This is a genomic window from Pseudofrankia saprophytica (assembly GCF_000235425.2).
Taxonomy (GTDB): Bacteria; Actinomycetota; Actinomycetes; order Frankiales; family Frankiaceae; genus Pseudofrankia; species Pseudofrankia saprophytica.
Genome location: NZ_KI912266.1, coordinates 4824450 through 4838757, shown reverse-complemented (window position 1 = coordinate 4838757; position 14308 = coordinate 4824450). Strand labels below are relative to the sequence as shown.

13 protein-coding genes are annotated in these 14308 nt (G+C 70.4%); 6 read left to right on the top strand and 7 right to left on the bottom strand.

All coding sequences use genetic code 11. The annotated features are described in order from the left end of the window. Positions 1 to 20: 20 nt before the first annotated feature. The gene (locus tag FRCN3DRAFT_RS0220320; RefSeq protein ID WP_007512134.1) at positions 21 to 1022 is read right to left on the bottom strand and encodes a glycosyltransferase family 4 protein; all 1002 of its coding nucleotides are present in this window, start codon (positions 1020 to 1022) and stop codon (positions 21 to 23) included. 415 nt (positions 1023 to 1437) lie between these two features. Between FRCN3DRAFT_RS0220320 and FRCN3DRAFT_RS0220315 the strand changes: the two genes are divergently transcribed. Further along, positions 1438 to 2631 carry a cytochrome P450 gene (locus FRCN3DRAFT_RS0220315; protein ID WP_007512132.1) on the top strand — a complete coding sequence of 398 codons (1194 nt, stop codon included), beginning with the start codon at positions 1438 to 1440 and terminating at the stop codon, positions 2629 to 2631. 68 nt (positions 2632 to 2699) lie between these two features. Beyond that, on the top strand, positions 2700 to 3518 hold the full coding sequence (locus tag FRCN3DRAFT_RS0220310) for a mycofactocin-coupled SDR family oxidoreductase (protein ID WP_007512130.1): 819 nt from the start codon (positions 2700 to 2702) through the stop codon (positions 3516 to 3518). Between the two features lie 105 nt (positions 3519 to 3623). On the opposite strand, the gene FRCN3DRAFT_RS0220305 is transcribed toward FRCN3DRAFT_RS0220310, so the two are convergent. Then, positions 3624 to 4589, bottom strand: a complete 966-nt coding sequence (locus tag FRCN3DRAFT_RS0220305; RefSeq protein WP_106410242.1) for an SDR family NAD(P)-dependent oxidoreductase — start codon at positions 4587 to 4589, stop codon at positions 3624 to 3626. Positions 4590 to 5100: 511 nt separating this feature from the next. Further along, the gene (locus tag FRCN3DRAFT_RS45410; protein WP_051466317.1) at positions 5101 to 5847 is read right to left on the bottom strand and encodes a GntR family transcriptional regulator; all 747 of its coding nucleotides are present in this window, start codon (positions 5845 to 5847) and stop codon (positions 5101 to 5103) included. Positions 5848 to 5981: 134 nt separating this feature from the next. On the opposite strand from FRCN3DRAFT_RS45410, the gene FRCN3DRAFT_RS0220290 reads away from it, so the two are divergent. After that, positions 5982 to 7157, top strand: coding sequence for an amidohydrolase family protein (locus FRCN3DRAFT_RS0220290; RefSeq protein WP_007512122.1), 1176 nt, complete (start codon positions 5982 to 5984; stop codon positions 7155 to 7157). A 76-nt stretch (positions 7158 to 7233) separates the two neighbouring features. Here FRCN3DRAFT_RS0220290 and FRCN3DRAFT_RS0220285 read toward each other — a convergent pair whose 3' ends face one another. After that, positions 7234 to 7698, bottom strand: a complete 465-nt coding sequence (locus FRCN3DRAFT_RS0220285) for a GNAT family N-acetyltransferase (RefSeq protein ID WP_027140774.1) — start codon at positions 7696 to 7698, stop codon at positions 7234 to 7236. A 40-nt stretch (positions 7699 to 7738) separates the two neighbouring features. Next, positions 7739 to 8668, bottom strand: a complete 930-nt coding sequence (locus tag FRCN3DRAFT_RS0220280; protein ID WP_232794088.1) for an NAD(P)H-dependent flavin oxidoreductase — start codon at positions 8666 to 8668, stop codon at positions 7739 to 7741. A 176-nt stretch (positions 8669 to 8844) separates the two neighbouring features. Between FRCN3DRAFT_RS0220280 and FRCN3DRAFT_RS0220275 the strand changes: the two genes are divergently transcribed. Next, on the top strand, positions 8845 to 9447 hold the full coding sequence (locus FRCN3DRAFT_RS0220275; protein WP_027140772.1) for a class I SAM-dependent methyltransferase: 603 nt from the start codon (positions 8845 to 8847) through the stop codon (positions 9445 to 9447). Positions 9448 to 9505: 58 nt separating this feature from the next. Here FRCN3DRAFT_RS0220275 and FRCN3DRAFT_RS0220270 read toward each other — a convergent pair whose 3' ends face one another. Continuing rightward, positions 9506 to 10606: a helix-turn-helix transcriptional regulator gene (locus FRCN3DRAFT_RS0220270; RefSeq protein WP_007512114.1), complete on the bottom strand. Its 1101-nt coding sequence runs from the start codon at positions 10604 to 10606 to the stop codon at positions 9506 to 9508. Between the two features lie 98 nt (positions 10607 to 10704). Here FRCN3DRAFT_RS0220270 and FRCN3DRAFT_RS0220265 point away from each other — a divergent pair, with 98 nt between their 5' ends. Beyond that, positions 10705 to 11103 carry a VOC family protein gene (locus FRCN3DRAFT_RS0220265; RefSeq protein WP_007512111.1) on the top strand — a complete coding sequence of 133 codons (399 nt, stop codon included), beginning with the start codon at positions 10705 to 10707 and terminating at the stop codon, positions 11101 to 11103. 17 nt (positions 11104 to 11120) lie between these two features. Here FRCN3DRAFT_RS0220265 and FRCN3DRAFT_RS45405 read toward each other — a convergent pair whose 3' ends face one another. After that, positions 11121 to 12851, bottom strand: a complete 1731-nt coding sequence (locus FRCN3DRAFT_RS45405; protein WP_007512109.1) for a GGDEF domain-containing protein — start codon at positions 12849 to 12851, stop codon at positions 11121 to 11123. Positions 12852 to 13220: 369 nt separating this feature from the next. Between FRCN3DRAFT_RS45405 and FRCN3DRAFT_RS45400 the strand changes: the two genes are divergently transcribed. Beyond that, entirely contained in the window at positions 13221 to 14306 is a 1086-nt protein-coding gene (locus FRCN3DRAFT_RS45400; RefSeq protein WP_007512107.1) for a Rieske 2Fe-2S domain-containing protein, read from the top strand. The last annotated feature ends 2 nt before the right edge of the window (positions 14307 to 14308 follow it).

Here is a 14308-nt window from a genome sequence, read left to right as displayed (position 1 = left end):
GGGCTGAACCGTCGGGCAGGTCAGCGCAGGATGCGTTCGTAGAGGGCGAGATAGTCGGTGACCATGCGAGCCATCGAGAACCGCCGGCTCGCCGTTGCCCGGCACGCGGCGCGGTCGAGATTCGTGGCGCGGTCCACCGCCGCCACGGCCGCCGCCGGATCGTCCACCAGGAACCCGGTCACTCCCTCGTCCACGACCTCCCGCATGGCCCCACGGCGGTAGGCGACGACCGGCGTGCCGCACACCATCGCCTCGACGACCGCCAGGCCGAACGGTTCGTCGAACGCGATCGGATGCAGCAGTGCGGCGGCGGAACCGAGCACCTCCGCTCGCCTGGACGGCCCGACCGGCCCGAGGTAGCTCACGGCGTCCCCGTCGACGTGGGGCCGCACCTGTTCGGCGAAGTAGCGCTCGTCCTGAACGATCCCGCAGATCACCAGCCGCCGGCCCGCCAGGCGGGCGATCTCGATGGCCGCCGCGGTGCCCTTGTCGGGATGAATCCGGCCGAGGACGACCAGTTCCTCCCCGCCGGCGGCCGAGAACGGAAGGGCGGCCAGATCGACGCCGTGATACACCGTCGCGGCATAGTCCAGTTCCGGGCTGCGATCGGCGTCGGAAATGGAGACGTAGGTGGAGGCCGCCCGGGCATAGGCGGGGACGATCCGCGGGTCGGAGAATCCGTGGACCGTCGTGACCATCGGCGCCCGGAAATGCGCCGCGAACGCCAGCGGCAGCCAGTCAAGATGGTTGTGCACCAGATCGAACTCGCCGGAGCGGGCCAGCGCGTGGGCCACGTGCAACGCCTCCCACACCCGGCCGTCGAGCTCTGGGTCCTCGGCGTATCCGTGCGGGCACACACCGTCCAGCTCCCCGGCCGTGCGCGAATCCAGCGTCGCGAACAGCGTGACGTCGACGCCGCGGGCCACCAGGCCCTCCGCGAGGTGGCTGGCGATCTGCTCCCACGGGCCGTAGTGCCGAGGCGGGGTGCGCCACGCCACCGGCGCCAGCATCGCGACCTTCATTCCGTGATCCGCGTCGCCATGTCGATCACCCTGTTCAGCCGCCTCGCATCAGAAAATTCGCTCAGCTGTGCATCAGAAATACGAAAAGGGTGCGGAGGATTATTTTCGTCGCCGGTATGACCCTACTCGGGACCTCGGCCCGTGATGGTGCCGCGCGCATCCGGCGAAGGCTCGGAGGCGCGCCTTCGTCGCGACGAGCCGCGACGTGCCGCGACGTGCCGCGGCACGGATGGTAGTCATATGGTCGCTCAAGGTGTCGGGATCGGTGGGTCCGCGGGGCGGCGAGCGGCGGCCCGGCGGGCGGCATCTGTTGACATTGGGCGATCGCCCAGCTAGAACGGCTGTTAATACTTCCGCGTGTCCGATCGGGCGCGCGAGCCGCGGTCTCGCAGTCGTCGAAAAGGGGGCTCGCCAGGTGAGTCGTGATGGCGCGGTCTACTGGGATCCCTTCGACCGTGAAATCGCCGTCGACCCCTATCCCGTCTACCAACGGCTGCGCGCGGAGGCACCCCTTTACTACAACGACAAGCACGACTTCTACGCCCTCAGCCGCTACGAGGACATCAATCGCGGGCTGATCGACTGGAAGACGTTCTCGTCGGCCCGGGGACCGATCCTGGAAGTCATCAAGGCGAACATCCGCATTCCGCCAGGCACATTGCTGATGGAGGACCCGCCGGCCCACGACATCCACCGCGGCCTGCTCGCGCGGGTGTTCACGCCACGGCGGGTCGCCTCGCTCGAGGCGGAGATCCGGGACTTCTGCACGCGCTGTCTCGACCGGCTGGCCGGAGCCGACGGCTTCGACGTGATGACAGAGTTCGCGAACGAGGTGCCGATGCGGGTGATCGGGATGCTGCTCGGCATCCCGGAGTCGGACCAGACGGCGGTCCGCGAGCGGGCGGACGCGAAGCTGCGCACCGAGCCGGGGCAGCAGATGAAGGTGTCCGAGAAGGCGCTCATGGACACCGACCTGTTCGCCGACTACATCGACTGGCGCGCCCAGCACCCGTCGGACGACCTGATGACCGAGCTGCTGCGCGCCGAGTTCGTCGACACGGCCGGCACGACCCGCACGCTCACCCGCGCGGAGATCCTGACCTACGTCACCGTCCTGGCCGGCGCGGGCAACGAGACCACGGCCCGGCTGATCGGCTGGCTGGCCGCGCTGCTCGACCGTCACCCCGACCAGCGCGCCGAGCTGGTGGACGATCCCGGGCTCGTCCCGAACACCGTCGAGGAGACCCTGCGGTTCGAGCCGACCGGCCACGCCGTCGCCCGGTACGTCACGGCCGACGTCGAGCTGCATGGCCGGACGGTGCCCGCCGGCAGCGCCATGATGCTGCTCCTCGCCTCGGCGAACCGGGACGAGGAGTGCTGGCCGGAGCCCGGCCGGTTCGACATCCACCGCAAGGTCAACAACCAGCGCACCTTCGGGTTCGGCACCCACTACTGCCTCGGAGCCTCACTCGCCCGGCTCGAGGCCAGGATCGCGCTCGAGGAGTTCGTGAAGCGCTTCCCGACGTGGGATGTCGACTGGAAAAACGTCGCGCTGTCGTCGACGTCGACGATGCGCGGTTGGGAAACGTTGCCGATCACCGTCGGCTAGCGTGGGCGCCCGCTTGTCATCGCGGTATGCCCGGCCCTGATCTCCGCACCATGAGCTAAGGATGGGTAATGGGAAAACTGGACGGCAAGGTCGCGTTCATCACCGGTGCCGCGCGCGGCCAGGGCCGCAGCCACGCGATTCGGCTGGCGCAGGAGGGCGCCGACATCATCGCGGTGGACATCTGCGCCCAGATCGCCACGGTGACATACCCGATGGGCACGGCGGAAGAGCTCGCCCAGACGGTGAAGGAGGTCGAGGCGCTCGGCCGGCGCATCGTCGCCCGGCAGGCCGACGTGCGTGATGTGGCCTCGCTGCGGAAGGCCTACGACGAGGGCGTGGCCGAGCTGGGGGCGGTCGACATCGTGGTGGCGAACGCCGGCATCGGCGCGGGCGGCGGAAGCGCGTCGGAGGAGGCGGAGTGGGATGACGTCGTCGCCGTCAACCTCACGGGTGTCTGGAACACCGGTCGCGTCGCGATCCCGCCGATGGTCAAGCGGAACCAGGGCGGGTCGATCGTGCTGACCAGCTCCACGGGCGGGCTGATCGGCGTGGGCATTCCCGTGGCGGGATTCCTGGGCTACACCGCCGCCAAGCACGGCGTCATCGGGCTGATGCGGTCGTGGGCCAACTACCTGGCGCAGTACAGCATCCGGGTGAACAGCGTCGCCCCGACGGCGGTGCGCACGCCCATGGCCGGCGATGGGAACCTGGCCGCCATCCTGGAGAGGTCGCCGGCGCTCGCGAGCGCGCTGACCAACGCGATGCCCGTCGACATGGTGGAACCGCTGGACATCTCCAACGCCATCGCATGGCTGGTGTCCGATGACGCGCGCTACGTGACCGGCACGGTCGTCCCCGTCGACGCGGGCCTGCTCAACAAGCGGTAGCACGTCCACGCTCCAGGAGCTTTCGTCGACGCGCTCAGCGGCCGCCGACCGCGGGCAAGCCCGCGGCCGGCGGCCGCCGGCATTCCCTGGCGGCCGCTCCGGCCGTTACCCGGGCAGGTCGACGAGGGCGGCGCTGCGGTCCCAGAGGCGGCGGGCGAGATCCGGGTCGCGTGACTGACGGGACGTCAACAGCCGCTCGTGCCGCCGGAAACGATGCAGGTAGGCGCCATTGACGGCGCGTGGGTCCGCGCGGACGGCGAGCGCGACCAGCGGCTGCGCCCCCTGGTCGGGAGTAAGCGTGACGAACCGGTTCCACCAGCGGCCGTTGAGCCGGGCCAGTGGCCGGGTGTAGCGGACGATGCTGGTGGCGACGTCGCCGGGGTGGAAGGCGGTCGCCGTCGGTCCGTCGGTGCCCAGGCTCGCGATGGCCCGGTCCGCGGCCCGGCGGGCGAGCTCGCGAACGAACAAAATATCCGCCAGCTTGCTGTCGGCATAGGCCTGGAACTCCCGGTAGGGACGGCGGGAATGGTCCAGATCGTCGAGGTCGATATGCCCGATCCGGTTTATGATGCTACTGGTCATGATCACCCGGGAGCCTGGCGTCGCGGTCAGCCGCGGCATGAGCAGCAAGGTGAGCAGGTACCCGGCGAGATAGTTGACCTGGAAGGTCATCTCATGGCCATCCACGGTGACCAGCCGTTCCGGATACATCGCCCCGGCATTGTTCGCCAGCACGTCGATGCGCGGGCACAGCTCCAGGATCTGGTCGGCCACCCGCCGAACCTCGTCCAGCCGGGCGAAGTCCGCGAGCAGCGGGACGGCGCCGCTGCTCTCGGCGACCGCTCGGGTCCTCACCGGGGAGCGCCCCAGCACGACGACGCTGGCGCCCAGCTCGGCGAGACGCCGCGCCGCGGCCGCTCCGATGCCCGAGCTCGCGCCGGTGACCACGACCGTTCGCCCGGCCAGAACGCCGACCGCCGGGCCGGTCGTCGAGACGCCGGGCGCGGCGTCCACGCGCCCGCCTGCGCCGGCGGACGATCCGGAGGCGGTCAACCGCGCAGTGCCGCTCATGTTCGCAGTCTCATGTCCATGCCCGGCGCTCGCACCACGGGCGCCGGCTTGTACTACCCAACGTCACAGGAACGGTTAACTCTCAGTAACCACGGGTATCTCGGAACGGTAATTCAGCCGGAACTTCCTCGATGAGACGGCGCAGTGCGCCGGGGGGAGCGGACATGGCGTACCGAAACGGCCGAAAATATCCTCTGCTGATTGTCGCCGCCGTGCTGGGATCGGTGCTGTCCGCGGCTCCGGCCGAGGCCGCGCTGACACCCAGCCATGTCACCAACGCCGCGGCCCACTGTTACTGGCGTCATGAAAGCGGCCACTGGGACTGGGTGAACGGGCAACGACACTGGGTTCCCGCGCGCTCCGTCTGGGTCTGCGTGTGAGATCCCGGTGGTAGGCAGACCGGACGCAGGCGAAGCCTGCGGTGGCAAAAAATAGACCGGAAGAAGTGACCGGCCTGGTTTTCCGCCGCAGAACGGTGGTGGAAAACCAGGCCGGTAGTCGTGTCCGGCGGTTATCCGGCGGCGATGCCACTTACCTGGCGGCGGGCCGGGTCTACCGAGCTGGCCTCTGGTGCCACCGCGGCGTTGCTGCCGTCGTCGCGCAGCACACCGCGGCGGATCAACTCGCCGATCACCTCTTCCGCGGCGGCTCGCGCATCGGCGACCCGGGCCCGCGACGCCCGCCGCGGGTCGCCGGCGACGATCGCGTCGATGACCCGGGTGTGCGCCTCGACGATGTCGTCATGGCTTCGCCGGTCGCTCTGGCGGGCCGCCCACTCCAGGAAACCGCCCAGCCCGCGCAGCTCGGCCAGCAGACGCGGCGTGGCGCCCGCGCGGTGCTGGACCCGGACTATCTCGGCGGCGAGGTCGTCGCGCCGGGCGCCTGCCGGGCCGCTTCTGGAGAGCTCCCGCAGGAGGCCGCTCAGCTGGGCCGCGACCTGCGGGTCGCGGCCCTTCGCGACGCGCGCGGCCGCGACGCCACCCAGCAGGCCGAGAACGTGGAAGTCCGCCCGCAGCGTGCGGGCGTCGAAGTGCTGCACGAAGGTCGCGCGGTGCACCCGGGTCGAGACCAGGCCATCCCGTTCGAGCAGCACCAGGGCCTCGCGGACCGGGGTGGGGCTCACGTCGAGCGCCGAACTGATGCGCTCGACGTCCACGCGGTCGCCGCAGCGCAGCCGGCCGTCGAAGATCTCGTGCTGGATGTACTCGACCACCGCCGCGCTCGTCTTCGTCCGCCGCAACACCGGGTGGGCCACCACGTCGCCATCGTGGCCGCCCCGATCGTCGCCCGTCAATCAAAAATAAAAAATTGGAGATTGCGGACCCTCGGAAGTGAGCGTACGCTCAGCTCGGCATCGGGACCGGTGTGGTCGAACGGCGCAAGGAGGCCAGAGTGGTCAAGTTGGCTGAAGGTCTGCGGGTGATCGACGCGGACGCTCACATGACCGAGCGGCACGATCTGTTTACCGAGCGGGCCCCGAAGGGGTACGAGGACCGGGTGCCGCACGTCGAGCGGATCGACGGCGTCGACATGTGGGTCATCGAGGGCAAGACGTTCGGCAAGGCCGGCTCGGGCGGCACCATCGACCACGACGGGAAGAAGCACCCGTTCCGCGACTCCCAGGGCGGTTCCTGGGGGATCGGCGACGTGCACCCGGCGGCGTGGGACCCGGCCGAACGCCTGCGGCTGATGGACCAGCTGGGCATCGACACGCAGATCCTCTACCCGAACGCGATCGGGCTCGGCGGCCAGAACCTGCGGAACTCGGTCCAGGACACGGACCTCCTGCGGCTCTGCGTCGAGATGTACAACGACGCGATGCAGGAGATCCAGGCGGAGTCCGGCAACCGGCTGCTGCCGATGCCGATCATGCCGGCCTGGGACCTCCAGGGCTGCGTCCGCGAGGCGGAGCGCTGCGCGGCGATGGGCGCCCGTGGAATCAACATGACCGCCCACCCGCAGGACTCGGGCTCGCCCGACCTCGGCGACCCGGCCTGGGACGCGCTCTGGGACGTCTGTGCCGGGCTGAACCTGCCGGTGCACTTCCACATCGGCGCGAGCCAGACGTCGCTGTCCTACTTCGGCACGACGTACTGGCCCAGCCAGGACGACTACGTCAAGCCGGCGATCGGCGGCGCGTCCCTGTTCCAGAACAACTCGCAGCTGCTGCTCAACAGCTGCTACTCCGGGATGTTCGACCGCAACCCCAACCTGAAGATGGTCTCCGTCGAGAGCGGCATCGGCTGGGTGCCGTTCATGCTCGAGGCGATGGACTACGAGTTGGAGGAGAACGCGCCCAAGTGGGCGAAGAAGCTCAAGAAGCGTCCGTCGGAGTATTTCCAGAGCAACTGGTACGCCACGTTCTGGTTCGAGACCGGCCGCGGGGATCTGCAGCACCTCGTCGACCAGGTCGGCGAGGACAACATCATGTTCGAGACCGACTTCCCGCACCCGACGTCCCTGCATCCGGACCCCGTCGGCATGGTCAGCGAGAAGATCGCCACTCTGCGCCCGGAGACCCAGCAGAAGATCATGGGCGGGAACGCCGCCAAGCTCTACCGAGTCTGAGCAGCCGCGATAGGCGGGTCGCGTCAGGGACCCGCCTATCGCGCGACAGCCGTCGGGCGTCGAGCGCTCTGCTGACTCAGCCGACGGTCTTGCGGTAGAAGATCCGCTCGAGGCCGTTCTCGGTGGCGCGGTGGGTTTCCACGTAGCCGCGGGCGGCGTAGATCCGTTGGTTCTCCACCATGGAGACGTGGGTGTAGAGCCAGATCGACGTGTGGGCGTGCGCCCGAGCCCGTTCCTCCGCGAGGTCGAGCAGCGCGCCACCCAGCCCCTGGCCCTGGGCCGCCGGGTCGACGGCGACGTTCTCGAGCAACAGACCGTCCGGTCCGGGGACCAGCACCAGGAAGGCACGCAGCCGGTACGCTGTCCCGTCGACGACCCAGACCTCGGCGTGGTCGATGGTGGCGGCGTAGTCCGTGTCCAGCGGCCCCGGGCGTCGCCCATCCATCCGGGCTACGTACGGCCGGTATGCCCGATCCGCGAGTCCGGCCATCGCGACCGCGTCGGCCGCCGTGGCGCGGCGGACCTCGACGGGCGCTGGCACACCCCCAGTGTCAGCCATCGCTGTCAGCCGCGGCCACCATTCACTGCCAACCGTTGGCGCGCGAGCTGGCCGCTGCGAGGACGCGGCGGCAGCCGGTCCACGTCTCGTGGACGATGTCCGCCACCGGTTCGACGCGTTCGATGCGGCCGGCGACCTGGCCGGTGTTGGCGAGGCTGGCCGTGAGGTCACCGCCGAAGTAGAGCGCAGGAATGCCGTCCAGGCCCACCTCCGGGCGACCGGAGGCCAGTACCCGTTCCGCCGCCGCCGTCCGCAGCACCCGCATGGTCGGCAGGCCGGGGACCGAGATCATGACGGTGCCGGTCTCGTCCGCCCCCAGCACCGCGTTCTTGACGTTGTCGTGCAGCGGCGACTCCCGGGACGCCAGCATCCGGGTGCCCATCTGCACGCCCTCGGCCCCGAGCACGATAGCGGCGGCCATCGACGGCCCGTCGCAGATTCCGCCGGCCGAGATGATCGGAAGAGCTACCTGGGACGCGACCAGCGGCAGCAGCACGAGCGTCGACGCGGCCTTGGCGCTCTTGAACCCACCGCCCTCGACACCCTCGACGACGAGGCCGTCCACCCCGGCATCGGCGGCCTTGAGAGCGTTGCGCAGGCTCCCGACGACATGGAACACCGTCAATCCCGCGTCGTGCAGGCGGTCGGTCAGCGCAGTCGGGTCGCCGGCCGAGGTGAACACCGCGCTGATACCGGCCTCCACCAGGAGATCGATGACGCTGGGATCCTTGCGCATCGCGAGCGCGACGTTGGCGCCGACCGGCTGGTCGGTGAGGTCACGGACCCTCTTCAGATCCTCACGGCCCTGCGGTGAGGTGGTCTCGATGATCCCCAGCGCCCCGGCGTTCGACACCGCTGCGGCGAGCCTCGCTCCAGCGATGTAGGTCATCGGTGCCTGGACGATGGGGATCCGCACGCCGAGCAGCCGGGAGACCCGGTTGGGTAAGGGCACAGGCGAAAGAGCGTCTGTGGGCAAGAGAGCATCTGTGGACACGGGCGCCTCCGCGGCGGCTTGGCCGCGGCTCCCGGATCACCGGCCGAATGGGACGCGGCACCTTTCGACAGGATGACGGGTGAGCGCGTCAGGTGTTGCAAAGGCGGCTGGCGGTGGGTGGCAGAGTGGCGCACGTGCCTACTGGTCCGCGTCGCCACTGGAACCACAACACGCACTACCACCGGCTGGTCCTGGCCGAGGTGGCGCCAGCTGCGAAGACGGCGCTTGACGTCGGCACCGGTGATGGCCTGCTGGCGGCTGACCTTCGGGAGCTCGTTCCGAACGTGACGGGCATCGATCGGGACGCCGCGGTGGTCGAGCGCGCGCGCCGGTCTGGCGCGGACGTCGACTGGGTGGTGGCGGACGTGATGAGTTGCGCGCTGCCCGAGAACCACTTCGACGTCGTCGGCTCGATCGCGACCGTTCACCATCTGCCGGACCTGGGCGCCGGCCTGCAGAGGCTGGCCGCCCTTACGGCCCCGGGAGGGGCGTTGATCGTGGTCGGGTGCGCGCGGAGCGGGAACGTCGTCGATCTCGCCGTGGATGGCGTCGGCGTCGTCCAGACCCAGGTGTACAGGCGCACTCGTGGGCTCTGGCGCCACACGGCGCCGGTTCAGCTGGACTACCCCCACACCTACGCCCAGGTACGCAAGATCGCCTCGACCGTTCTTCCCGGGATGCGCTGGCGGCGACTTCCGCTGTTTCGCTATGCGGTGACCTGGCGTAAGCCCGCCTGATCCCCTCCAGGCTCGCGAGGTCCGCCTCCGGCCCGGGACCGGACCCGACGTCCCGTTGTCACTCTGTCCGTTGTTCGGTCGTCCAGGCCGTCCGCGCGTCGGCGTCGGTGGTGACGGCGGCGCAGGCCGCGAGCCGCTGGCCGTACGAGCGCATCAGCTGGCGCAGCTCGTCTGGTCGCTCGATGACGAAAGGCCGGCCCAGGCTGGCGATCATCTCGGGGAGCCAGTCCAGCCGCTCGGCCCGGATCCGAACTCTGACCCACCCGTCGGCCGGTTCGTCCCCGCCGGTCGGCCCAACCACCGCGATGCCGGTCGGGAGCCGCGCACGCACGCGGTCCGCCGTCCCCTGGACGCGCAGCGAGACCTCATGTCGCCACGGCGCCCGGGCGATCCCGGCCAGGACCTGGCCGGCCGGATCGAACCCGGCAGGGACGTCGAACGACCCGGGCAGCGCCCGCGGCAGGCTGATCCGGTCCAACCGGAAGGTGCGTACCTGTCCGCTCTCGGAGTCGCCTCCCGTCACGTACCAGCGGCCGGAATGGGCGACGATCCCGTATGGATACACCGTGCGCGCGCTGTGCCGACCGTCGGAGGCCGTGTAGCTGATCGAGACCGGCTGGCGTTCGCGCGCGGCCTCGGCCAGCAGCAGGAGGACACCCGTCTCGGTCGTGGTGACCGCCGGGCGGGCGGGTGCCGTGAACTCGACGGTCTCCAGCAGCGCGGCCAGCCGGCGGCCCAGCGCCTCCGGGAGCACGCGGCGCAGCTTGCCGGCGGCGCTGTCGATCGCCGCCGTGCTGTTGATCGCCTCGGCCCCATCGATCGCCTCCGCCCCATCGATCGCCGCGGCGCCGTCGGCCGTCGCGTCGGCAGTGGTCACCAGGCCGGCACGCTGGCCGGCGACCAGGCCGAGCAGGACGGCGAGCGCCTCGGAGTCGGTGAGCATCAACGGCGGCATGCGGTATCCGGGGGCCAGTCGGTAGCCGCCGTGTCGGCCGCGCACGGAACGCACCGGGACATCGAGGTCGAGGAGATGGCCGACGTAGCGGCGCACGGTGCGCTCGTCCACCTCGAGCCGGGCCGCCAGCTCCGCGACGGTGTGCGTTCCTCCGGACTGGAGGGTCTCGAGCAGGGCGAGCACGCGCGCGGTCGGACGGGCCATGCCGAGGATTCTCCCCAATACCGGGCGGAATCTGTCCGGTATCGCTCCTAGCGTCGCTGTCGAGTCTCACAACTGACCCGACGACGAAGGAGATCATCATGCGGTTCGTCTCGATTCGGATCATCACCGACGACGTCCCTCGACTCGTCGCGTTCTACGAGCAGGTCACCGAGACCACGGCGACCTGGTCGGCCGACGTCTTCGCCGAGCTGACCGTGTCGTCGTTCACGCTGGCGATCGCCAGCTCGCGCACCGTGCCACTGTTCGGACCGGGCTGCGCCCAGGCCGCCGCCAACCGCACGGTGATCACCGAGTTCATCGTTGACGACGTCGGTGCCGAGTACGAGCGCATCAAGGGCATCACGACCGACTTCGTCAACGAGCCGACGACGATGCCGTGGGGCAACCGCGCGCTGCTGTTCCGCGACCCCGACGGCAACCTGGTGAACCTCTTCACCCCGGTCACCCCGGACGCCATCGCCAAGTTCGGTCGATAGTCCCCAGCGGACAGGCCTCAGCGGCGAGCGGATCGGCGTGGCTCGCGGACGGTCCGGCGAGTGCGGCGACGGCGGCGGTTCTTGGCGGCGTACATCGCCTGGTCGGCGCGGTGGAGCAGCTCCTCGGTGCTGGCGACCGGGGATCCGCCGTCGGCCACGGCGACACCGACGCTGGCCTGGACGTCGCGCCGCCGCCCGTGCACCTCGAACCCCGGGCGCATCGCCTCCCGGATGCGCCAGGCGGTACCGTCGCCGGTCGCGCGCGGATCGTCGGACGGGTCCCGCATCAGGACGGCGAACTCGTCGCCACCGAGGCGGGCGGTGAGGTCCTCCTGGCGGACGGCGCCGCGCAGCCGGCCGGCGACCGCGCGCAGCAGCTCGTCGCCGGCGTTGTGCCCCAGGGTGTCGTTGACCGTCTTGAAGTCGTCGAGGTCGCAGAACAGCACCACGAGCGGCCGGCCGTCGGCCTGGTGCGCGGCGACGGCCTGGTCGACCTCGGACGTGAACAGGGCGCGGTTGGCGAGGCCCGTCAGCGGGTCGTGCAGCGCCTGGTAGCGCAGTCCGCGCTGGGTCGCCCGCAGGCTGGCCATCAGCCGGGTGTTCTGCGCCACCGTGATCAGCTGCCGGATCGCGACCAGTGTGGCGAGGGCGATCGAGAGCTGCAGGGTGAGGCCCTGCAGCGCCTCCCCCCGCACGGCGGGCACGACGACGAGCAGCGAGGCGACGCCCAGCGGCAGGTACGGCAGGTAGGCATGAGCCCACAGGGACAGGTCCTCCCTGCCAACCCGGCCGAAGCCGGTCTGTCGCGTGCTGGCGGGTCCCGGCGGGATCACCATCCCCAGCGCGAGCACCGGCGGCCCGATGACGGTGCCGACCCAGTACAGCGCCGTGTCCTCCACGTGGAACGGCCCCCGCGCCGTCAGGTACACCAACGCCGACTCCGAGATGGAGAAGAACAGCAGGCCGGCGGTGATCAGCCACATCGCCCGGCCGTTGCGGGGCCGTCGGAACGTCAGCAGCAGGAGGGCGACCACGACCAGCGCCACCTCGCTGAGCGGGTAGGCGAGCGCCACCACGAACGGCCAGCCGCGCAGGCCGCTTTCGGTGACGTGTTTCAGCACCGCGACCCAGGCGATCAGGAACATCGACACCACGATCATCAGACTGTCCAGCGCGACCACCACCGCGGCGACCCGGCGCCCGTCGTCATCGGATGGGGGCGCGCGCTGTCCGGCTGACCTGTCGGCGGGCCCGGTCGGGATGCTCAGCAGCCCCACCAGGCCCAGCAGGGGGGCCACGAGGTAGACCGCGTCCTCGGCGCGCAGCCGGAGCGAGGTGCGGCCGGCGACCGCCCAGCCGATGCTCCAGTACAACGCCCCGATCAGGGTAGTGAGCAGGCCAGCGCTCAGCAGCAGCCGCCAACGGCGCTCGACGCCTCGGCTGCGCACGATGGAGAAGACGGCCAGGGCGACCGCGAACGTGCTGGCGGCGACCAGGGTCACCCCCTGGAAGACCACCAGCTGCCGGCCGGTCAGGAAGTCCAGCGGCACGAGCGCCGCCAGCACCAGCAGCGCGGTCCCACCGGCCAGCCGCCAGTACGCCCGCTCGCTCACCGTCCCGGCCTTGGGCGCCACCTGCGCGCTCGCCGCCTCCGCCTCGGTCGGACCCGGGGCCGGGTCGGCGGGGCGGCGGTGTCCGGACGCGGCGGGCGGGCGGCGGCCCGCCGTGAGATCACCGTCGTGCGACACCTCATCCCTCCTTTACTCCAGGGTCGCCGCCCGCGCGAGCCCGCACACGTCAGAACCTTTCGTTCCGTGACTGGGGCCGTGATCGAAGCGGTGACCGGGGCAGTGGCCGACGAGTGCTCGGTGGCCAGCGCGCACTCGTCGGCGGCGGGTCAGCGCCGGACCGGGCCGCTCCCGGTGGACGCCTCGTCGGCTGAGGCGGGCCTCCCGCAGGGTCGCCGCTCCGAGAAACCAGTGTTGTGAACTGCACGTTCATCATGTTGAATGGCGGTTCAGTGGATGGCTCGCCACAGCCCGCCGCCAGCCAGGACCGGATACCTTATCCGATCTTGCTCCGTCTCTCCCCGCGCGCACCTCTCTGGGAGGCAGCACATGACGATCTCCGGCGAGACCAGGGCCAGCCGGTCCGGCCTGACCGGTGTCTACGGGACGTCGGCGGTCGCCGCGACGGCCGCCGACGACCTGGTCGGCCTGCCGATGCCGCAGCGGCCGGACACCCTCTATGACCTGTCCCTGCGTACCCGGGTCCGCCGGGAGCGGGCGCCGCGTTTCCCGTTCCCGGTCCCGAACGGCTGGTTCATCGTCGCCCGGGCCGACGAGATCGAGCCCGGCCGCACGAAGACGCTGTTCTACTTCGGCAAGGACCTGGTGCTCTTCCGGGGCAACGACGGGACTCCTTACCTGTTCGACGCCTACTGCCCGCACCTGGGCGCGAACCTCGGCGTCGGCGGGAAGGTCGTCGACGGCAGCCTGCAGTGCCCGTTCCACGGCTGGCGGTTCGACGGCGCGAGCGGTGCCTGCGTCGAGGTGCCGTACGACGACAACCCGTACATCCCGAAGACGGCCACCGCGCGCTCCTACCCGGTGGTCGAGCGCAACCACATGATCTGGGCCTGGCACCACCTGGAGCGGGCGGAGCCGACGTACGAGGTGCCCGAGGTCGCCGAGTTCCACGACGCCGACTGGCTGCCGATCGTGGTCAAGGACTTCGAGGTCGCGACCTGCTGCCAGGAGATGGCGGAGAACAACGTCGACACTCCGCACTTCCTGTACGTGCACGGCACGCCGTCGATCCCGGAGGAGGAGTTCCAGACCGACGGGCATTACAAGCGCACGGTCGGCATGAACGGGAACTTCGTGCGGGAGGGCTTCGGGCTGGGCCTCGGCGTGCTGCGGGTGAAGGGCTACACCACGTTCGTCTCCTCGACCACGCCGATCGACGAGGAGAACGTGCACGTCCGGTGGATCTTCACGGCGCCCCGGTCGCTCGGCGACGACGCCGCCGAGAAGGCGTCGCTCAGCTTCACCGCCGGCGTCAGCCAGGACCTGCCGATCTGGGAGAACAAGATCTTCAAGGACCCGCCGGTGCTGCGGCCGTCCGAGAAGGCCGTGACCGAGCAGCGCCGCTGGTGCCAGCAGTTCTACTCCTGGCCCGAGGGCGACCCCCGCCGCCGCTGACG